The 20092-nt window shown below is 71.5% G+C and carries 20 protein-coding genes and 1 pseudogene; 8 read left to right on the plus strand and 13 right to left on the minus strand.

The genetic code is table 11. The features are described from left to right. The 3 genes from G3I60_RS38170 (at position 1) to pssA (ending at position 2867) form a co-directional block, all read left to right on the plus strand. A complete protein-coding gene (locus tag G3I60_RS38170; protein WP_138355545.1) occupies positions 1-1221 on the plus strand; it encodes an acyl-CoA dehydrogenase family protein in 1221 nt (406 codons plus the stop codon). A gap of 169 nt (positions 1222-1390) precedes the next feature. Then, positions 1391-2038 (plus strand): phosphatidylserine decarboxylase, encoded by a 648-nt coding sequence (locus tag G3I60_RS38175; RefSeq protein WP_138355546.1) that lies wholly within the window; start codon positions 1391-1393, stop codon positions 2036-2038. Continuing rightward, positions 2025-2867, plus strand: a complete 843-nt coding sequence (gene pssA, locus G3I60_RS38180) for a CDP-diacylglycerol--serine O-phosphatidyltransferase (protein ID WP_138355547.1) — start codon at positions 2025-2027, stop codon at positions 2865-2867. Before G3I60_RS38175 ends, pssA begins: the two co-directional genes overlap by 14 nt. A gap of 168 nt (positions 2868-3035) precedes the next feature. Here the strand turns inward: pssA and G3I60_RS38185 are convergent, their stop codons facing one another. Beyond that, on the minus strand, positions 3036-4160 hold the full coding sequence (locus G3I60_RS38185) for a glycerate kinase (RefSeq protein WP_343241813.1): 1125 nt from the start codon (positions 4158-4160) through the stop codon (positions 3036-3038). 335 nt (positions 4161-4495) lie between these two features. Between G3I60_RS38185 and G3I60_RS38190 the strand changes: the two genes are divergently transcribed. From G3I60_RS38190 to G3I60_RS38200, 3 genes are read left to right on the plus strand one after another with little or no spacing between them, the layout of a single operon-like run. Next, on the plus strand, positions 4496-4675 hold the full coding sequence (locus G3I60_RS38190) for a hypothetical protein (protein WP_164297817.1): 180 nt from the start codon (positions 4496-4498) through the stop codon (positions 4673-4675). 58 nt (positions 4676-4733) lie between these two features. Then, the gene (locus tag G3I60_RS38195; protein WP_164297819.1) at positions 4734-5267 is read left to right on the plus strand and encodes a GNAT family N-acetyltransferase; all 534 of its coding nucleotides are present in this window, start codon (positions 4734-4736) and stop codon (positions 5265-5267) included. Positions 5268-5277: 10 nt separating this feature from the next. Then, positions 5278-5835 carry an NUDIX hydrolase gene (locus G3I60_RS38200; protein WP_164297821.1) on the plus strand — a complete coding sequence of 186 codons (558 nt, stop codon included), beginning with the start codon at positions 5278-5280 and terminating at the stop codon, positions 5833-5835. Here G3I60_RS38200 and G3I60_RS38205 read toward each other — a convergent pair. Genes G3I60_RS38205 through G3I60_RS38215 form a run of 3 tightly spaced genes read right to left on the minus strand, consistent with a single transcriptional unit; the run spans position 5817 to position 8615 of the window. After that, positions 5817-7634 carry a gamma-glutamyltransferase gene (locus G3I60_RS38205; protein ID WP_164297823.1) on the minus strand — a complete coding sequence of 606 codons (1818 nt, stop codon included), beginning with the start codon at positions 7632-7634 and terminating at the stop codon, positions 5817-5819. The genes G3I60_RS38200 and G3I60_RS38205 overlap by 19 nt on opposite strands. 7 nt (positions 7635-7641) lie before the next feature. After that, a complete protein-coding gene (locus G3I60_RS38210) occupies positions 7642-8139 on the minus strand; it encodes an NUDIX hydrolase (protein WP_164297825.1) in 498 nt (165 codons plus the stop codon). An 8-nt stretch (positions 8140-8147) separates the two neighbouring features. After that, positions 8148-8615, minus strand: a complete 468-nt coding sequence (locus tag G3I60_RS38215; RefSeq protein ID WP_138355553.1) for an SCP2 sterol-binding domain-containing protein — start codon at positions 8613-8615, stop codon at positions 8148-8150. A 122-nt stretch (positions 8616-8737) separates the two neighbouring features. Between G3I60_RS38215 and G3I60_RS38220 the strand changes: the two genes are divergently transcribed. Then, complete coding sequence (locus G3I60_RS38220; protein ID WP_164297839.1) at positions 8738-9520, plus strand: DUF4037 domain-containing protein; 783 nt, start codon at positions 8738-8740, stop codon at positions 9518-9520. 78 nt (positions 9521-9598) lie between these two features. Here G3I60_RS38220 and G3I60_RS38225 read toward each other — a convergent pair whose 3' ends face one another. After that, positions 9599-10198, minus strand: a complete 600-nt coding sequence (locus G3I60_RS38225) for a TIGR03086 family metal-binding protein (RefSeq protein ID WP_138355554.1) — start codon at positions 10196-10198, stop codon at positions 9599-9601. 95 nt (positions 10199-10293) lie between these two features. Here G3I60_RS38225 and G3I60_RS38230 point away from each other — a divergent pair, with 95 nt between their 5' ends. Beyond that, complete coding sequence (locus tag G3I60_RS38230; RefSeq protein WP_164297828.1) at positions 10294-11034, plus strand: Sir2 family NAD-dependent protein deacetylase; 741 nt, start codon at positions 10294-10296, stop codon at positions 11032-11034. Here the strand turns inward: G3I60_RS38230 and G3I60_RS38235 are convergent. The 8 genes and pseudogenes from G3I60_RS38235 to G3I60_RS38270 form a co-directional block, all read right to left on the minus strand. Then, positions 11006-12433, minus strand: coding sequence for an NAD(P)/FAD-dependent oxidoreductase (locus G3I60_RS38235; protein ID WP_164297830.1), 1428 nt, complete (start codon positions 12431-12433; stop codon positions 11006-11008). The genes G3I60_RS38230 and G3I60_RS38235 overlap by 29 nt on opposite strands. Beyond that, on the minus strand, positions 12433-13251 hold the full coding sequence (locus G3I60_RS38240; RefSeq protein ID WP_138355557.1) for an inositol monophosphatase family protein: 819 nt from the start codon (positions 13249-13251) through the stop codon (positions 12433-12435). Before G3I60_RS38240 ends, G3I60_RS38235 begins: the two co-directional genes overlap by 1 nt. A gap of 12 nt (positions 13252-13263) precedes the next feature. After that, complete coding sequence (locus G3I60_RS38245) at positions 13264-14784, minus strand: NCS1 family nucleobase:cation symporter-1 (protein ID WP_138355558.1); 1521 nt, start codon at positions 14782-14784, stop codon at positions 13264-13266. Between the two features lie 17 nt (positions 14785-14801). Continuing rightward, positions 14802-15812 (minus strand): TIGR03842 family LLM class F420-dependent oxidoreductase, encoded by a 1011-nt coding sequence (locus G3I60_RS38250; protein WP_138355559.1) that lies wholly within the window; start codon positions 15810-15812, stop codon positions 14802-14804. Between the two features lie 10 nt (positions 15813-15822). Beyond that, positions 15823-17235, minus strand: a complete 1413-nt coding sequence (gene hydA / locus G3I60_RS38255) for a dihydropyrimidinase (protein ID WP_138355560.1) — start codon at positions 17233-17235, stop codon at positions 15823-15825. Then, positions 17232-18563 carry an aspartate aminotransferase family protein gene (locus G3I60_RS38260; protein WP_164297831.1) on the minus strand — a complete coding sequence of 444 codons (1332 nt, stop codon included), beginning with the start codon at positions 18561-18563 and terminating at the stop codon, positions 17232-17234. Before G3I60_RS38260 ends, hydA begins: the two co-directional genes overlap by 4 nt. Before the next feature lie 5 nt (positions 18564-18568). Continuing rightward, entirely contained in the window at positions 18569-19411 is an 843-nt protein-coding gene (locus tag G3I60_RS38265; RefSeq protein ID WP_138355562.1) for a nitrilase-related carbon-nitrogen hydrolase, read from the minus strand. 200 nt (positions 19412-19611) lie between these two features. Then, positions 19612-20092, minus strand: a pseudogene (locus G3I60_RS38270) (hypothetical protein); the annotation flags it as partial.

Raw genomic sequence — 20092 nt, forward strand, 5'->3', positions numbered from 1 at the left:
ATGACGCGTCTTGCTCACACCGACGGGCTGACCGACGTCCAGCGGGAGATCCTCTCCACGGTCCGCAGCTTCGTGGACAAGGAGATCCTGCCGGTCGCGACGGAGCTGGAACACCGCGACGAGTACCCCACCGAAATCGTTGAGGGCCTCAAGGAACTTGGCATCTTCGGGCTGATGATTCCCGAGGAGTACGGGGGTCTTGGTGAGTCTCTTCTCACATACGCCCTCACGGTCGAGGAGATTGCCCGGGGATGGATGAGTGTTTCCGGAATTATCAACACTCACTTCATCGTCGCCTACATGCTCAAGCAGCACGGAACGCAGGAGCAGAAGGAGTACTTCCTGCCCCGGATGGCGGCCGGTGAGGTGCGTGGCGCGTTCTCGATGTCGGAGCCCGGCATGGGTTCCGATGTGTCCGCGATCCGCACCAAGGGCGTCAGGGACGGCGACGACTACGTCATCAACGGTCAGAAGATGTGGCTGACGAACGGCGGTTCGTCCAACCTGGTGGCCGTGCTCTGCAAGACCGACGAGGGCCTGTCCCCGGAGGAAGCGGCGGCCAAGCCGCACAAGTCGATGACGACCTTCCTCATCGAGAAGGAGCCGGGCTTCGGTCCGAATCCGACGGTTCCGGGCCTCACCGTGCCCGGCAAAATCGAGAAGATGGGCTACAAGGGCGTCGACACGACGGAGATGATCCTGGAGGACGTCAGGATCCCGTCGAACCGCGTTCTCGGAGGTCAGAGCGGTCGTGGCTTCTATCAGATGATGGACGGCGTCGAGGTCGGCCGGGTCAATGTGGCGGCGCGCGGCTGCGGAGTCGCACAGCGCGCGTTCGAACTCGGGATCTCCTACGCGCAACAACGCCACACCTTCGGCAAGCCGATCATCGAGCACCAGGCGATCTCCTTCAAGCTCGCCGAGATGGCGACCAAGGTCGAGGCCGCGCACGCGATGATGGTCAACGCGGCCCGCAAGAAGGACTCAGGGCACCGCAACGACCTCGAGGCCGGCATGGCGAAGTACCTGGCCTCGGAGTACTGCAAGGAGGTCGTGGAGGACGCCTTCCGCATCCACGGCGGGTACGGCTTCTCCAAGGAGTACGAGATCGAGCGGCTCTACCGGGAGGCCCCGATGCTCCTCATTGGTGAAGGAACCGCTGAGATCCAGAAAATGATCATTGGCCGCAGGCTCCTGGAGGAGTATCGTATCCAGGGTTAATGTCCTGATATAAGCGATATATCCGAGGTGAAGGTCACACCGAGTCATCGCTTACCGGCCATCGACTCGCCCTCGCGCTTGCCGAGTTGTGGGTGGCAACCGATACCATCTTGGTAAAGCCGCCGTCCCCAGAACCATCTTGCGGCACCCTCCGCTACGAAGGTCTTCCATGCCCCACAGCCATTCCTCTGCACCTCGCGGCCGGGTCCGCCTCGCGCGCGGAGCGTCGCCGTGGCTCCTCCCGACCGTCGCCGCCGCGGCGGTCAGCCTTACCCGCGCCCGCCGCTCCGGGCGCTGGGCGACCGTGGCCGTACCCACCACCGCCCTGGCGGCGGGCATGCTGTGGTTCTTCCGTGACCCTGAGCGAGAGATCGCTCAGGGCCGGGTGATCTCACCGGCCGACGGCGTGGTGCAGAGCATCATGCCGTGGAAGGACGGGCGCACCCGCGTCGCGATCTTCATGAGCCCACTGAACGTCCATGTGAACCGCGCACCGCTCGCGGGCACCGTCACCTCCGTGGAGCACATCCCCGGCGGATTCGTTCCGGCGTTCAACAAGGAGAGCGAGAACAACGAACGCGTTGTCTGGCACTTCGACACCGAACTCGGCGACATCGAGATGGTGCAGATCGCCGGCGCTGTGGCCCGCCGCATCGTTCCTTACGTGCCCTCGGGCACCAAGGTCGAGCAGGGCGAGCGCATCGGTCTGATCCGCTTCGGCTCCCGCGTCGACATCTACCTCCCGGAGGGCGTCCTGCCCGATGTCGAGGTCGGCCAGACCACCATGGCTGGGGTGACTCGTCTTGACCGTGATTGATCCCGACACACAGGCCCCCTGGGTGACCGAGCTGGAGGAAGAGGTCGACGACCTCCCACTCTCGACCCGGCTCTCCATCGCGGACACCCTCACTCTCGGTAACGCCATCTGCGGATTCATGGCCGTGTACTTCACGACCACCGGAGTGCTGGTGCCGCACCTCATGGGCACCGCCGACGGCGGCATGGCGCGGCACAACGCCGCGACGGCCGTGACCCTCATGCTGATGGCGTCCGTCTTCGACCTCCTGGACGGGCTCGTGGCGCGCAAGCTCCGCAGCTCGGCGATGGGGGCGGAGCTCGACAACCTGTCCGACCTGATCAGCTTCGGCCTCGCGCCAGCGTATTTCGTGGTGGTGTGGGGGCTGGTCGCGGACGACGCGCACGGCCGGGTCTCGGCGGTGGCCGCCGTCGTGGTGCTGCTCGCCGTGGTCCTCAGACTCGCGCGCTTCTCCTGCACGACGGTGCGGGACGGGGTCTTCCAGGGCATGCCGAGCCCCTTCGGCGCGATGACGGTCGTCTCCGTCGTCCTGCTGGAGCTGCCGTTCATCCCGACGCTGCTGGCGATCGTGGGTGTGGCATGGCTGATGATGAGCCGCGTCGAGTACCCCAAGCCCCGCGGTCGGCTCGCGCTGATCACGCTGGCCTGGATCTTCATCAGCATGGGCTGCCTCGCGGCCTGGACGCTGGACGTACCGGGCGGGCACCTGCTGCTCCAGACCGGTGCGGCGCTCCAGATCGTCGCCGCGGCGGTCATCCCGCTCTTCGCGACCACGCGACGGGTGAACACGTTCCGTAACAACCGCCGTGAGGCACGCGCCGAGCAGTGACGGCGCCGCCGCCGAGCGCGCGGTACAGCAACGAAGGGCCCCGGGCGATCCGCCCGGGGCCCTTCGCGTTCCTCGCCCATGGTTCTCCGCCGTCCAGCTGCGCGGCTGAGGGGCGGACAGCAGTAAGGGCGGGCCGGAGGTTTTCCGGCCCGCCCTTGCCGCGTTGCGTTACGGCGCCAGGAAGTCCCGGGCCAGGGCCTGGGCGACGCGCTCCAGGAGGGGGCCGGCCTGTGCCATGCAGACGGCCGGGTCCGGCTCGATGTCGGTCAGGGCGTAGGCGCGGCGGATGCCGGCCCCGCCGAGAGCGCCGGGGGCCAGGGCGAGCCGGCCGCAGACGGCGACGACGTCGATGTTGCGGGCGCGGGCGGCCTGCGCGACGCCGACCGGGGCCTTGCCGTGCAGGGTCTGCTCGTCGAGCGAGCCCTCCCCGGTGATCACCAGGTCGGCGCGGTCCAGCGCCTCGGCGAAGCCGAGGACGTCGAGCATGACGTCGATACCGGGCCGGAAGGCCGCGTCGAGCCCGACGAGCGCTCCGTAGCCGATACCGCCCGCGGCGCCGGCGCCCGGTGCCTCCGCGGCATTCGCCGCGGCGGAGCCACGGGCCTCGGTGAGCACCTCGACGAACCGTCCGAGGGCGGCGTCGAGGGTGGCCACGTCCTGCTCGGTGGCGCCCTTCTGCGGACCGTAGACGGCCGCGGCGCCCTTCGGGCCGAGCAGCGGGTTGTCGACGTCGCTGGCGAGCACCACCTCGGTGTCGGCCAGCCGCGGGTCGAGCCCGGAGAGGTCCGCGGTGGCGAGGGCGGCCAGCGCCCCGCCGCCGGGACCGACCGGCGCTCCGTCCGCGTCGAGCAGGCGGGCCCCGAGCGCGACGAGCATGCCGGCCCCGCCGTCGTTGGTGGCGCTGCCGCCGACGCCGAGCACGATGGTGCGCGCACCGTCGTCCAGCGCGGCGCGCAGCAGCTCGCCGGTGCCGTGGGTGGTGGCCGTGAGCGGCGCGAAGACGCCCTCCGGCAGGTACCGCAGGCCGGAGGCCTCGGCCATCTCGACCACGGCGGTGGTGTCACGTACGGCGTACGTGGCGGTCACGGGCTCGCCCAGCGGCCCGGTCACCTGGAGCTCACGGCGCTCGAAGCCGGCCGCGACCGCCGCGTCGACGGTGCCGTCACCGCCGTCGGCGACCGGCAGCGACTCGACCGTCAGCCCCGGCACCACGTGCAGCAGGCCGGCCGTGACGTGCTCGGCGACTTGCACCGCGGTCAGCGAACCCTTGAACTTGTCGGCGGCGATCAGCACGCGCCCCGTTGTGTGTCTTGCAGCGTCGGACACGTTTACTCCCCATCCGATACGGAACATCGCGCCGCTCGGACCATATCCCGCCATCGGCCGCCTGCCCATGGCCGGTCCAGCGCGTCACCCCCGCAAACCACAAGATTCACGACCATAGCGGGATGTCCTGAACGGTGACGGCATGGCACGGGAGCACGCTCCCGCCCCTCCGTACCGGGCGCCGAGCACCGCCGGGGACAGGCCGCGGCACGACCGGGAGAGCGTGCACCTGGAGTGCGCGAGGGCGCTGGAGCTCTGGCGGGGCCGGCCGCTTTCTGCGGTCCGCCGAGGGGTGCCGCGAGGTGGGCGACCCGTTCTACGAGTCCCTGGCGCTGACGGACCTCGGCGAGACCCGGCTCGCCGCCGGCGATCCGACCGGCGCACGGGAAGCCTGGCGGCAGTCCCTGGAACTGCTGGACACGCTGAACCACCCCGACGCCGAGGGCGTCCGGGTCCGGTTGACGGCCGTGGACGGCCCGTGACACGCCCGCCGGCCATATTCGTTTGCGGCGGCCGGGCGCGGTGCGCCACAGTTCGCCGGTGCTGATCCGACGTGAACGACCCACCGACATCGACGCGATCCGCGACGTCATCGCCGCCGCGTTCACCAAGCCCGGCCAGGCCGCCGGCAGCGGCACCGTCGAAGCGCTGCTGGTCGACCGGCTCCGGGCGGACGACGCGTGGCTCCCCGAGCTGTCGCTGGTCGCGACGGACGAGGAGGAGCGGATGACCGGGCATGTGCTGGCCACCCGCGGCCATGTCGGCGGGACACCCGTGCTCGCGATCGGCCCGCTGGCGGTGGCTCCCGGCCACCAGCGGTCCGGCGTCGGCAAGGCCCTGATGCACGCCGCCCTCGGCGCCTGCGACGCGCTGGGCGCGCCGCTGGTGATCCTGCTGGGCGATCCCCGCTACTACGGACGGTTCGGTTTCCGGCTCGCCGAGGAGTACGGGATCACCCCCGCGGTGCCCGAGTGGCGGCCGTACTTCCAGGTCCGGACGCTGGCCGGCTACGATCCGGCCGATCCGGCACTGCGTGGCGCGTTCGCCTACGCCGCGCCTTTCGACGACGTCTGAGCCGCGTAGGTTGGGGTCCGTGACCCAGGACTACGCCTCATACATCGCCGGTCTGCCGAAGATCCTCGCCGGAGCGGCGGTGCTGTTCCGTGACGGGGCGGGCCGTGTGCTGCTCGTGGATCCCAACTACCGCGAGGGCGAGAAGAAGTGGATTCTGCCCGGCGGGACGATCGAGTCGGGGCAGGACGAATCGCCCCGGCAGGGTGCGCGCCGCGAGGCCGCCGAGGAGATCGGCCTGGACATCGCCCCCGGCGCGCTCATCGCGATCGACTGGGTGACCGGCCCCGGCCAGCCGCCGCTGGCGGTGTACCTGTACGACGGCGGGGTGCTCGACGGGGAGCAGCTCGGCGCGATCCAGCTGCAGAAGGAGGAGCTGGACGCCTGGAACCTGGTCCCGCTCGACCAGGTCGGCACCTTCGTCCAGCCGGGTATGGAACGCCGGATCCGCGCCGGGTTCACCGCGTTGATGGCCGGCACCGGGCCCGCTGAGCTGGAGAACGGCCACCGGGTCGGCCCGCCGGCAGCGGTGGATCACACCGGCAGGACGGGTCAGCGGCCGACCGCGTAGCCCTGCATGCCGCGCGGGTTGGCGCCCGCGGAGAGCACACCCGTCGCGGGGTCGCGGGCGACCGCGCAGAGCCGGCCCTCCGACCAGGGGCCGCCGACCGTCACCTGGTGGCCGCGGCGCCGCAGTTCGCCGATCGCCCGCTCACCGAGGCGCGACTCGACGGTGACGCTGCCGGGCCGCATGGCACGCGGATGGAACGAGCCGGGGAAGCTGTCGGTGTGCCAGCCGGGCGCGTCGATCGCCTCCTGCAGTCCGAGCCCGCCCAGCGCGACGGCCAGGAAGAAGTGCAGCGACCACTGGTCCTGCTGGTCGCCGCCGGGGGTGCCGAACGCCAGGACGGGTTCGCCGTCGCGCAGCGCGATCGACGGCGACAGTGTGGTGCGCGGGCGGCGGCCGGGCGTGAGGGAGTTGGGCAGTCCCTCCTCCAGCCATGTCATCTGCAGCCGGGTACCGAGCGGGAAGCCGAGTTCCGGGATCAGCGGGCTGGACTGCAGCCAGCCGCCGCTGGGGGTGGCGGCGACCATGTTGCCCCAGCGGTCGACGACATCGACATGGCAGGTGTCGCCGCGGGTGCGTCCGTCGGCGGCGACGTCGGGCGCGGCGGTCGGTCCGGCGGCAGATCCTGCGGCGGGTTCGCCCGACGCGACGGTCGGTTCGCCTGTACCCGGTGCCTGCGGTGTGCTGTCGACGGTGAAGCGCGGCAGCCGGGGCGCGCGTCCGTCCGGGTTGCCGGGGCGCAGCTCGTAGGACGCGTCGGCGCCGATCAGTGCCCGGCGCCCGGCGTTGTACGCGGGTGACAGCAGCGCGCCGACCGGGACCTCCGCGGCGTCGCCGTACCAGGCCTCGCGGTCGGCCATCGCGAGCTTGGCGCCTTCGACGAGGGTGTGGACGTAGCCGGGCTCCTCGTAGCCGAAGCCGTCGGGCAGCAGGGCGAGCTGCTGCGCGAAGACCGGGCCCTGGCTCCACGGCCCCGGTTTGCAGACCGTCCAGCCGAACCGGTCGTACGTCAGCGGGGGTTCGTAGCGGGCCTCGTAGCCGGTCAGGTCGTCCCCGGTGAGCGTCGAGGCGTGCCGTTCGCCGGAGGTGTCCATCGCGGGGCGGGCCGCGGCGGCGGCCAGCGCCTCGCCGATGAAGCCCGAGCGCCAGATCCGCCGGGCGGCCTCGATCCGCTCCTCCCGCCCGCTGCCCGCCGCCTGCGCGTCGGCCTCGCGCAGCAGGCGCCGCCAGGTGGCGGCCAGGGCGGGGTTCCGCAGCAGGACGCCGGGCCGCGGTGCCCGGCCCGCCGGCAGATAGAGCGCGGCGGAATCGGTCCACTCGGTCGCGAAGAGGGTCCGCACCGCCTCCACGGTCGCGCCGATCGCCGCGACCGCCGGATGCCCGTGTGCGGCGTAGCCGATGGCGTACTTCAGGACCTCGGCCGGGGACTTGGTGCCGTGGTCGCGCAGCAGCACCATCCACGCGTCGAACGCGCCGGGCACGGCGGCGGCCAGCGGTCCGGTGCCGGGCACCAGGTCGAGCCCGAGGCTCCGGTAGTGCCCGACGGACGCTCCGGCGGGGGCCGGGCCCTGTCCGCACAGCACCCGCACCGGACCGCCTGCCGGGGCGAGGAGGATCGGCACCTCGCCCGCGGGACCGTTCAGATGCGGTTCGACGACGTGCAGCACGAAGCCGGCGGCCACCGCGGCGTCGAAGGCGTTGCCCCCGTCCTCCAGCACGGCCATCGCCGACTGCGACGCCAGCCAGTGTGTCGAGGAGACCATGCCGAAGGTGCCCTGGAGGGTGGGCCGGGTGGTGAACACCGGGCGCCTACACGGCTCGGGGGCCGGCATCGGCGATGAACCCGAGCTCGACGGGACGCTCCGGCGGGCCTTCGTCGCGCAGCCGGGCGAGCAGCTCCGGCAGCTGCGGCGGCCACAACGCCTCCGTCGTCGCCGCGAGCTCCTCCGGGGTCCACCAGCGCCATTCCAGGATCCCGTCCTCCTCGTGGACCCCGCTCACATCACCTGTCGGCGGCCTGCGCGGGCCGCTGCCGAGGAAGATGTGCTCGAACTGCCGGACCGGCACACCCGCCCGGGTGAAGTCGTGCTCCCAGGTGCACAACACAGCGCCGGGCTCGACATCCGACCAGCCGGTCTCCTCCAGCACTTCCCGCAGCGCCCCCTGCACGGGGGTCTCCCCCGGGTCGAGACCGCCACCGGGCATGAGCCAGTGGACGCCGACTTCCTCGTTGTCCGACCTGAGCAGGAAAATCGCTCCGGCCGGGTCGAGCACCGCGACTCTCGCCGCTTGCCGGGGTATCCGCATCTACACCCTCACGCCTTCGGTATGTCGAAGAAGTACGTCAGTCCGCCGGCGAGGCGGATGTCGCCCTGGATCTTGAGCTTACGGGTGAAGAACAGCGCCGGGCCAGAGGCGTTGCCCGACGCCAGCTTGAGGAATTCCGGGGCGGCCATGGTGAGGGTGAGCTGCGGATCACGGCCGCTGTCCTGCCGGGAGACCGTGCAGGCGCCGTCGGCGATATGCGTCTCGTAGACGTCGCGGGCGTCGTCGCCGTTGGTGATCCGCCACCGGATGAGCGCGTCGCGCTTCCCCGCGACGTCCGGCTTGAAGAGGGTCTCCATCCGGTTGAACACCTCGTCGAGCACGCGCTTGCGCTGCGGCCCGCTCATCAGCTCGGCGATCCGCCGGACGGGCAGCTCCTTGACGATGCGTGCGAATTCCTTCGGCTCGACCGTACCGAAGTCGAGCGTGTCGAGGTCGAGATCGCCGATGTCGGCCATGCCGGGCACCACCCTTACTCCAGAGTAAGTTTACTGGTGGGTAAGCCTAGAGCCGCCACGTCTAGGCTGGCAACGTGTCCCACGATTCCTCCCTTGGCGCTGAGAACTCCACGGTGCACGCGATGGCCGAGCGGCTGGCCGGCGTCCCGGGTATCGCCGGTGTGCTGCTCGGCGGCAGCCGGGCCCGCGGCACCCACCGCCCGGACTCCGACTGGGACCTCGGCCTGTACTACCGGGGCGAGCCCGACACCGCGGCACTGGCCGCCCTCGCCGCGGAGTTCACCGGCGGACCCGTCGAGGTCGCGGGCCCCGGCGGCTGGGGACCCTGGGTGAACGGCGGCGCCTGGCTGACGGTTGACGGGGTGCCGGTCGACTGGATCCTGCGCGACCTCGACCGCGTCGAGCGCGTCTGGGACGACTGCCGCGCCGGCCGCTACGAGGTCGGCACCCAGCCCGGCCACCCACTCGGCTTCTGGTCCCCCGCCTACCCGGGCGAGGTGGCGCTGGGCCGCGTACTCGCCGACCGGGACGGGGAGTTGACGGCGCTGCGGGAGCAGACCCGGCACTATCCGGAGCCGTTGCGCGCGGCGCTCGTCGCCGCCGCGTGGGAAGCGGAGTTCTCGGTGGCCGGAGCCCGCAAGTCCGCCCGCGCGGGCGACACACTGCATGTCGCGCTCTGTCTGTCCCGGGCGGTCGGCGTCCTCACCCAGTCACTCCACGCGCACCACCGCGCCTGGTGCCTCAACGAGAAGGGCGCCCTGGCGGCCGCCGCGGCGCTCCCCGGGACGCCCCCGGAGTTCCGCAGCCGCGCCGAGGACGTTCTGACCCGGCTCGACGATCCGGCGGCCGCCGTCGAAGCGGCGGCCGCACTCGTCGCCGACACCCGCGACCTGCTCAACTCCTAGAACTCCCAGAACTCCTGGAAGCGGAACAGGCCACGGGTCCGGAACGGCGTCAGGCACCCGGCAGCCGCTGCGGGCAGATCAGGCGTCCCGCGGCCACTGCGGGGAGCGGCCCAGTATCGCGACGATCCGGTCGAGCGGATCGCCCGTACCGCCGTCGGCCACCGCGGGCCCGAACGCCGCTCCGGCGGTCAGCCGGCTCTCACCCGCCGGTACCGCCGCGGCCACCGGCAGCGCCGCCTCCAGCACCTCCGGGTCGAACTTCGCGTCGACGCCGAGCGCCCGCGCGACATCCCAGCCGTGCACCACCGTGTCCACGAAGTGGAATCCGATCGCCACCGGCGCCGGGAAGGGCCGCCCGTCGCGGACCTCCGGCAGCCACCACCTGCGGTCCAGCACCCCCGATTCGCTGAAGGCGGCCGCCACATCGGCGGCCGACGCCGCGAACGCCCCGGCCGGGTCGTCCCCCACCGGCCGGTCGGCGAACACCGACCGGTCCTTCGTCTCGCCCCGCGCCGCCGCCGCAAAGCCGTGGTTCTGCCCCACCATGTGCTCCAGCAGCCGCCGCAACGTCCAGTCCCCGCACGGCGTGGCCACGTCCAGCCGGGTCGATCCGATCCTTCCGGTGATCTCTTCCGCCGTCCGCAGCGCCTGCCGATGCAATACCCGAAGATCCGTCATACCCGAAACCGTAGCCGCCGGGTACGACAACGCGGTGGGCCGGCCGCGGCGGAAACCCGTTCGTCCGCACCCATGTTGGGCCCTACGCTGCGGAGATGAGCAACCGCAAGCCCCTCGTGGCGATCCTGAGCGGGGCCGGTATCTCCACGGACTCGGGGATTCCGGACTACCGCGGCCCCAACGGCCTGTGGCGGCGCGACCCCGGTGCCGAGAAGCTCGTCACCTACGACACGTACATGGCCGACCCGGACATCCGCCGCCGCGCCTGGCTCATGCGGCGCGACAGCGAGACCTGGCACGCGCGCCCCAACGCCGCGCACCTCGCGGTGGCGGAGCTGGAAAAGTCCGGCGTCCCGGTCCGTGTCATCACCCAGAACGTCGACGGGCTGCACCAGTTGGCGGGGCTCCCGGACCGCAAGGTGTTGGAGCTGCACGGCACGGCCCGCGCCGTCGTCTGCACGAAGTGCCATGCGCGCAGCGGCATGGACGTGGCGCTGGAGCGGGTGGCGGCAGGCGAGCAGGACCCGCCGTGCCTGGTGTGCGGGGGGATCCTGAAGTCCGCGACGGTGATGTTCGGGCAGCGCCTCGACCCCGAAGTGCTGGCGCAGGCGATGGCCATCACGAAGGCGTGCGACGTGTTCTTCTCCGTGGGCACGACGCTGCGGGTGCAGCCCGCCGCGTCACTGGCGGGCATCGCGGCCGAGCACGGGGCGCGGCTGGTGATCGTGAACGCGGAGCCCACGCCCTACGACGAGTTGGCCGCCGAAGTGGTGCGGGAGCCGATCGGTACGGCGCTGCCCGCGCTGCTCAGCGCGCTCGCTTCGCCAGGGATCTGAGGACGGAGCGGGCCGCGTGGTGCCCGCTCATGCCGTGCACTCCGGGGCCCGGCGGAGTCGCGGAGGAGCAGAGGAAGACGTTGGGGCGGGCGGTGGCGTACGGGTTCCAGGCGATCTTCGGGCGCAGCACGGTCTGGAGCCCGGCGAAGGCACCGCAGGCGATGTCACCGCCGACGTAGTTGACGTTGTGGGCGGCGAGTTCGGCCGGTCCGGCGACGGCGCGGGCCAGCACGAGGTCGCGGAAGCCGGGCGCGAAGCGCTCGATCTGCCGCTCGACGGCGTCGGTGGCGTTGCCGTGCCAGCCGTGCGGGACGTGGCCGTAGGCCCAGAAGACGTGCTTGCCCTGCGGGGCGCGGGACGGGTCGACGACCGTCGGCTGCGAGGTGATCAGGAAGGGGGTCTGCGGCGGCCGGCCGCTGACCGCCCGGTTGAGCGCGTCGCCGATCTCCGTGTACGTCGGGCCGATGTGGACCGTGCCGGCCCGGCGGGCGTCGGGCGCGCTCCAGGGGACGGGACCGTCCAGCGCGTAGTCGACCTTGAAGACGGACGGGCCGTAGCTGAAGTTCCGGTAGGCGTCGCCGAGTCCGGCGATACGGGCCAGCGCGGTCGGTGACGTGTCGAAGACATAGGCCCGCGCGGGCGGCAGCTCGTCGAGCTTGCGCACCGTCACCCCGGTGTGGACGACGCCACCCTGCTCCGTGAGGTACGAGGCGAGGGCGTCCGAGATCGCCTGCGAGCCGCCGCGTGGAATCGGCCAGCCGCCCGCGTGCGCGGCCAGCGCGAAGATCAGGGCGGTGGCACCGGTCAGCGGCGAGCTGAGCGGGGTGATCGCGTGCGCGGCCAGTCCGGCCAGCAGGGCACGGGCCTTGGGGTCGCGGAAGCGCCGGGCCAGCAGGGCGACCGGCGGCAGCCCGGTCAGGCCGAAGCGGACGAACCGGTAGGGGTCGATGGGTACCCCGCGCCACTGGGGCCGCAGCAGGTCGGCGGCCATCGTGTTCCAGTGGCCGATGTACGGGGCCACCAGCCGCCGGTAGCGGACGGCGTCGTGCGCGCCGAAGGACGCGGCGGTCTCCCCCACCGAACGCGACAGCAGCGCGGCCGTGCCGTCCGGGAAGGGGTGCGCCATCGGCAGCTCGGGGTGCAGCCACTCCAGGCCGTGCGCGCGCAGCGGCAGCGCCTTGAACGCGGGCGAGCCGGCGCCCATGGGGTGCACCGCGGAGCACGGGTCGTGCCGGAAGCCCGGCAGCGTCAGCTCCTGGGTCCTGGCGCCGCCGCCGATCGTGTCCTCGGCCTCGTAGATCTGTACGGACAGGCCCGCGCGGGCCAGCTCGGCCGCGGCCGTCAGCCCGTTCGGCCCCGCCCCGACGACCACCACGTCCACTACTGCGGTCCGGCTCATCACGCGCCCATCAGCTCGATGATCCGCCGCGCGGTCTCCGCGTCGCGGGCGATGGAGAACGGCAACGCGTTGCCTCCGGGGATACGGAACGGCTCACCGGTCACCGTCAGACTCGCGCCGCCGGCCTCGGTCACCAGGAGGAGCCCGGCGGCGTGGTCCCAGGGCAGTTCCCAGAAGAAGGCGACGCCGTCGACGCCGCCTCGCGCCAGCTCCAGGTACTCGATGCCGGCGCAGGTGCACGAGCGGGTCGCCGCGCCGGCCGCCTCCAGCCGGCCGAGCAGCACCCGCTCCTGGTCGGTGCGGAAGACCGGGTTCGACGTCGAGACCCGCAGGGTGCCGTCCGGCGCGGCGGCCGTGTGCATCCGCTGCCCGTTGAGATACGCGCCGGCGCCGCGCCGTGCGGTCGCCATCAGCCCCCGCTCGGGGACATAGGTCCAGGACGCGAGCGGCTCGCCACCCTGCACGAGGGTGACGAGCGTCGCGTAACCGTCCTCGCCGCGGACGAAGTTGGCGGTGCCGTCGACCGGGTCGACGACCCACACCGGGTCGTCGCCGTCCAGCCGCTTGAGGACGCCGGGGTCGGCGCTCACCGCTTCCTCGCCGACCACCACGGAGCCCGGCAGCAGCGCGGTCAGCTCCTCGGTGAGCCGTTCCTCCGCCCGGCGGTCGGCGGTGGTCACCAGGTCGTAGGGGCCGTTCTTCTCGATCACGTCCTCGGCCGCGAGCCGCCGCCAGCGCGGCGTGACCTCCTCGGCGACCACGCTCCGCACCACCCGCTCGACGGCGGCGAGCAGCTCCTCGTTGACCTCGTTGACCATGCCTCCATCAAATCAGACCGGGGCCGCGTCCTGTCGTACGGTTCGCCGGAGCAGGGGGTGCATGAGGGCCGTGTAGAGGACGAGCGCGGAGCCGAGACCCACGGCCCAGCCGTAGTCCGCGAGCGGTTTGAGGAACGGGATCATGCCGTCGGCGGGGAAGGGCCCCTTGCCGGGCTCCGAATGGGAGCCGCCGACCGCCAGCACCCCGCCGACGACGAAGGCCGCGACCGCCCGCCAGTTCCAGCCGGCGGTGTACCAGTAGCGGCCGCCGGGGGTGTAGAGGTCCACCAGGTCCAGGACGGTGCGGCGGATGATCCAGTAGTCGGCGATGAGGATGCCCGCGACCGTTCCCAGCAGCCCGCCGACCACGCCCAGCCAGGTGAAGATGTAGAACTCGGGGGTCTCGATGAGCTTCCACGGGAAGATCACCACACCCACCACTCCGGTGATCATCGCCCCGGTGCGGAAGTTGATGTACTTCGGCGCGAGGTTGGACAGGTCGTAGGCCGGTGACACCACATTGGCCGCGATGTTCACACTGATGGTCGCGATGAGCACGGTGACCAGCGCGAAGACCAGGCCGAAGACGTTGTCGGTCTTGGCGGCCAGCTCGACCGGGTTCCAGATGGCCGCTCCGTAGACGGCCTGCGATCCTGAGGTGACCAGCACCGACAGCAGCGCGAAGAACGTCATCGTCGTGGGCAGGCCCAGCGACTGGCCCCAGATCTGGGCCCGCTGGCCGGCGCCGAAGCGGGTGAAGTCGGGGATGTTCAGCGACAGGGTGGACCAGAAGCCGATCATGCCCATCAGTGAGGGGAAGAAGACCGGCCAGAAGTCGCTGCCCCAGCCGAGCTTCGACGGCTGGTCGAGCAGCGGCCCCAGGCCGCCGGCCTTCACCGTGATCCAGATCAGCAGCACGACGGCGCCGACGAGGACGAACGGCGCGGCCCAGTTCTCGAAGCGCCGCAGCGTGTCCATACCCCGGTAGATGATGGCCAGTTCGAGGGCCCAGAAGACCACGAAGCACAGCCACATGGTCCACGGGTAGCCGCCGATCTTCCCGACGTCCGCCCAGCCGCCGCCGAAGATCTTGCCGAGCAGGACGAATATGCCCTGCCCGCCGATCCAGGTCTGGATGCCGAACCAGGCGCAGGCCACCGCCGCCCGCACCAGCGCCGGCAGGTTCGCCCCGCGGAGCCCGAACGAGGCCCTGGCCAGCACCGGGAACGGAATGCCGTACCGGGGTCCCGCGTGCCCGGTGAGCAGCATCGGGAAGAGCACGATCACGTTCGCCAGGGCGATCGTGAAGACCGCCTGTTTCCAGTCCATGCCGAGCGCGACGAGTCCCGAGGCGAGCGTCCAGGAGGGGATGTTGTGCGCCATCCCGATCCACAGCGCGGTGAAGTTGTACGTCGTCCACGTACGGTTCGCGAGCGGGACGGGCAGCAGGTCCTCGTTGGCGAACCGGGTGTCCGGCAGGGCCGCGTCGGCCGGCAGTTCGACGCGGTCCCCCGGGCTTGCGGTTATGGTCATCGGCACCTCGTCTCAGGTCAGCTCAGCGCGGGGATGATGTGCTCGCCGTAGGCGTCGATGGTCGACTCCTTGGCGTCGTGCATGTCGTACAGCGCGAACTGATCGACGCCCAGGCCCCGGAGGTGTTCGAGCTTGGCGAGATGCGCCTCGACCGGGCCGAGCAGACAGAAGCGGTCGACGATCTCGTCGGGCACGAAGGCGGTGTCGGGATTGCCCGAGCGGCCGTGGTGGGCGTAGTCGTACCCCTGGCGCTGCTTGATGTACGCGGTCAGCTCGTCGGGCACCAGGCCGGAGTGCTCGCCGTAGCGGGAGACGAGGTCGGCGACGTGGTTGCCGACCATGCCGCCGAACCAGCGGCACTGCTCGCGGGCGTGCGCGAGCTGTTCGTCGCTGCCGTCCGTGACGTAGGCGGGCGCCGCGACGCAGATGGTGATCTCGGACGGGTCGCGGCCGGCGGCCGACGCCGCTTCCCGCACGGCGTGGATCATCCACTCGGTGAGGAACGGGTCGGCCAGCTGCAGGATGAACCCGTCGGCCTTCTCACCGGCCAGGGCGAGCGCCTTGGGCCCGTAGGCGGCCATCCAGACGGGCAGCTTCCCGTTCTCCACCCATGGCAGCCGCATGGGCGTGCCGTCGACGGACGCCTCGCGGCCCTCGGCGAGGTCGCGGATGACGCCCATCGCCTCGCCGACGCGCGCGAGGGTGTTGGGCTTGCGCCCGGCGACCCGCATCGCCGAATCGCCGCGCCCGATGCCGCACACCGTGCGGTTGCCGTACATGGAGTTGAGGGTGGCGAAGGTGGACGCGGTCACTTCCCAGGTGCGGGTGCCGGGGTTGGTGACCATCGGGCCGACGATCAGTTTGCGGGTGTGTTCGAGGATGCGGCTGTAGATGACGAAGGGCTCCTGCCAGAGCACGGCGGAGTCGAAGGTCCAGCCGTGGGTGAACCCGTTGCGCTCGGCGCGGCGCATGAGGCCGACGACACCGGAAGCGGGCGGATCCGTCTGCAGGACGAGGCCGAAGTCCATGGCGCTGCTCCTAGATGAGGTACTGGCAGGTGCTGCGCGGGGTGTACTGGCCGTGGCCGGCCCGCCCCACGTACGTCCGGTCGGTGATCACGGGCTCGCCGCGCGACAGGACGCTCTCGACCCGTCCGGTGAGCCGCTTCCCCTCGTACGCCGAGTAGTCGACGTTCATGTGATGGGTCTCGGCGGAGACGACCTGCTCGGCGTGCGGGTCGTAGATGACGATGTCGGCGTCGGCGCCGGGCGCGATGGTGCCCTTGCGCGGGTAGAGGCCGAACATCCTGGCCGGGGTGGCGCAGGCGATCTCGATCCAGCGGCGCCGGCTGATGCGGCCGTCCACGACGGCCTGGTGCAGCAGGTCCATCCGGTTCTCGACGCCCGGCAGCCCGTTGGGGATCTTGGAGAAGTCGCCGCGGCCGAGGTCCTTCTGCCCGGTGAAGCAGAACGGGCAGTGGTCGGTGGAGACGACCTGCAGGTCGTTGGTGCGCAGCCCCCGCCAGAGCGCCTCCTGGTGCTCCTTGGGGCGCAGCGGTGTGGAGCAGACGTACTTGGCGCCCTCGAAGCCCGGCTCGGCGAGGTTGTCGGTGGACAGGAAGAGGTACTGCGGACAGGTCTCGCCGAAGACGTTGAGGCCCTTGTCGCGGGCCTGCGCCAGCTCGGCGAGCGCCTCCTCGGCCGAGACGTGCACGACGTACAGCGGGGAGCCCGCCACCCGCGCGAGCTGGATGGCGCGGTGGGTGGCCTCGGCCTCCAGCAGGGCCCTGCGGACCTCGCCGTGGTAGCGCGGGTCGGTGTGCCCCGCCGCCAGCGCCTGCTGGACGAGGACGTCGATCGCGATGCCGTTCTCGGCGTGCATCATGATCAGGCCGCCGTTGCCGGCCGAGCGCTGCATGGCGCGCAGGATCTGGCCGTCGTCGCTGTAGAAGACGCCGGGGTAGGCCATGAACAGCTTGAAGCTGGTCACACCCTCCTCCACCAGGACGTCCATCTCCTTCAACGTGTCCTCGTTGACGTCGGAGAGGATCATGTGGAAGGCGTAGTCGATGGCGCACTGGGCGTCGGCCTTGGCGTGCCAGGCGTCCAGGCCGGAGCGCAGCGAGTGGCCGACGCTCTGCACCGCGAAGTCCACGATCGTCGTGGTGCCGCCCCAGGCCGCGGCCCGGGTGCCGGTCTCGAAGGTGTCGGACGCCGCGGTGCCGCCGAACGGCAGCTCCATGTGGGTGTGCGCGTCGACGCCGCCCGGGATGACGTACTTGCCGGCGGCCTCGACGATGCGGGCGTCGCCGCTGGTCCAGCTCTCCGCGACGGCCGACTCGTGGGCGGCAAGGGCCACCACCCGGCTGCCCTCGATCAGCACATCGGCGTGGATCTCCTCGGCGGCGGTGATGACGAGTCCGCCGCGGACGACGGTGCGTTCGGTGCTCATGACCTTCCTCCGGCGAGCTTGTCCTGGGTCTGCCTGAGCGCGTCCGCGAGGGCGCTCGCGCCTTCTTCCGCCTCGGCGACGCTGAGCGTCAGCGGCGGTGCGATCCGCAGCGCGTTGCCGGCCCGGCCGCCCTTGCCGATCAGCAGCCCGTACTCGCGGGCCGCCTCCAGCACCAGGCTCGCGGCCTGCGCCGACGGTTCGCCGGTGTCGGGTTCGACGAGTTCGATGCCGAGCATCAGACCCCGGCCGCGCACCTCGCGGACGATGGGCAGCGCGGCGCTGATCGCCTCCAGCCGGGACTTGAGCAGCCCGCCGACCCGGCGGGCGTTGCCCTGCAGGTCGTGGTCGACGAGGTACGTCAGGTTGGCCAGCGCGCCCGCGGTGGTGATCGGGCTGCCGCCGAAGGTGGAGATGGAGTTCGCGGTCAGGCAGTTCATGACCTCGGCGCGGGCCACGACACCGCCCATGGACATGCCGTTGCCGATGCCCTTGGCGAACGTCAGGATGTCCGGCGGGCCGGCCTGGTCGTGGGCCTGCCAGCCCCAGAAATGGTCACCCGTCCGGCCCCAGCCGGTCTGCACCTCGTCGGTGATCCACAGAATGCCGTGCCGGTCCAGGACCCGCTTGAACGCGGCCAGCAGCCCGTCCGGCCCCGAGGTGAAGCCGCCGACGCCCTGGATCGGTTCCGCGATCAGCGCCGCGACGCTGCCGTTGGCCTGGCCGAGGATGTCCTCCAAATCCTCGACGCAGGCGGCGGTGAACGCGGCGTCGTCCAGATGCGCGTACGGGCCGCGGGAGCGGACGCCGCCGTGCACGTACAGCGTCTGGAGCGGGGAGAGGCTGGTCGGCGACCAGGCGGAGTTGCCGGTGATGCCGATCGAGGTGAACGAGCGGCCGTGGTAGCTGTTGCGCAGCGCCAGGACCTGGTTAGAGCCCCGGTAGGCGGTGGCGAGCAGCAGGGCGGTGTCGTTCGCCTCGGTGCCTGAGGTGGTGAAGAAGACCCGGGCGTCCGGGATGCCGGACAGCCGGGCGATGCGCTCGGCCAGGTCGACGGTCTGCCGGCTCAGATAGAGCGTCGAGGAGTGCAGGATCTTCCCGGCCTGCTCGGTGATGGCGGCGGTGACCTCGGGGAGGGCGTGCGCGGTCATCGTGGTCAGGATGCCGCCGAAGAAGTCGAGGTAGCGGTTGCCCTCGGCGTCCCAGACATGGCGGCCCTGGCCGTGGGTGATCTCGATGGGCTCGCTGTAGTACGTGGCGAGCCAGTCGGGCATGACGGCCTGGTGGCGGGCGTGCAGGGCGGAGTGCAGGTTCTCGGTCACAGTGGCCATAACGATCAGGCCTCCGTGAGGTCGCCGTAGGCGTCCGGCCTGCGGTCCCGGTAGAACGCCCACTGCTGGCGCACCTCGTCGATCAGGTCGAAGTCCAGGTCCCGGACGACCAGCTCCTCCTTGGTGTCGGAGGCGACCTCGCCGACGAACTTGCCGCGGGGGTCGACGAAGTAGCTGGTGCCGTAGAAGTCGTTGTCGCCGTACTCCTCCTGGCCCACCCGGTTGATGGCGGCGATGAAGTACTCGTTGGCGACGGCGGAGGCGGGCTGCTCCAGCTGCCAGAGGTAGGCGGACAGACCGCGGGAGGTCGCCGACGGGTTGTAGACGAGCTGGGCGCCGGCCAGCCCCAGGGCGCGCCAGCCCTCGGGGAAGTGGCGGTCGTAGCAGATGTAGACGCCGATCCGGCCGACCGCGGTGTCGAAGACGGGCCAGCCGAGGTTGCCGGGCTTGAAGTAGAACTTCTCCCAGAACCCCTTGACCTGCGGGATGTGGTGCTTGCGGTACTTGCCGAGGAAGGTTCCGTCGGCATCGATGACCGCGGCGGTGTTGTAGTAGAAGCCGGACTGCTCGACCTCGTACACCGGCACGACGATCACCATGCCGGTCTCGCGGGCGAGCGCCTGCATCCGCTGGACGGTGGGTCCGTCGGGGACCGGTTCGGCCCAGCGGTAGTGCTCGGCCTCCTGGACCTGGCAGAAATAGGGGGCGTTGAACACCTCCTGGAAGCCGATGACCTTGGCGCCCTGGGCGGCCGCGGCCCGGGCGTACTCCTCGTGCTTGGCGATCATCGACTCGGTGTCACCGGTCCAGGTCGCCTGGACGAGCGCGGCACGCACAACGTTGCTCATGAGCAGCTCCTCTGACGTGGCATCACGTCCGGTCTACGCACGTAGATTCCGGCCGTGTGGAAGAACGTAGAAGCGCCTTACCCGCTCTGGCAAGACCGCTACCGTTACTTGACCGGGTCGATCACGTTTCCAGCCCGACCGGGGCAACCGGCGGCCGCTCCGGCAGTCCGGCGTGCTCCCCGCCGGTGATTCCGGCGCGCTCACCGGTCCGGCAGACCCGCACGGCGCAGGGCGGCCGCAATGTCCCGGCGGCGCGGCTTGGAGATCGACGCGGCGACCGCCAGCAGCGGCGCGGCGAGCCCGGGGTACGCGCCCGCGACGGCCGCGGCCTCCTCAGGCAGCCGGGTCCTGACCACGGCGCCCAGGAGTATCCCGGCCGCCTCGCCCCCGTTCTCCTCGTACAGCGCGGCCGCCAGCACCGCGACCTCGCCGGCGGGGCGTGCCGCGGCCTGGTGCAGCAGGGTGCGGCAGTCGTCCGTGCGTCCGGCCTGCGCCAGGGCGGCCGCGGCGGCGGCCAGCCGGTCCGGCGGCAGGCCGGCGACCTCCCACAGCAGCGTCGCGACATCCGCCGCCAGACCGGCGCGTTCCAGCTCACGGGCCAGCACCGGCAGCGCGGCGGCCGGGCCTGCCGCCGCCTCGCACAGCACCACGTACGCCTCCCCGCCGCGCCCGGCCCGGCGC

Source organism: Streptomyces sp. SID13666, from assembly GCF_010548325.1.
In the GTDB taxonomy this organism is placed as follows: domain Bacteria; phylum Actinomycetota; class Actinomycetes; order Streptomycetales; family Streptomycetaceae; genus Actinacidiphila; species Actinacidiphila fildesensis.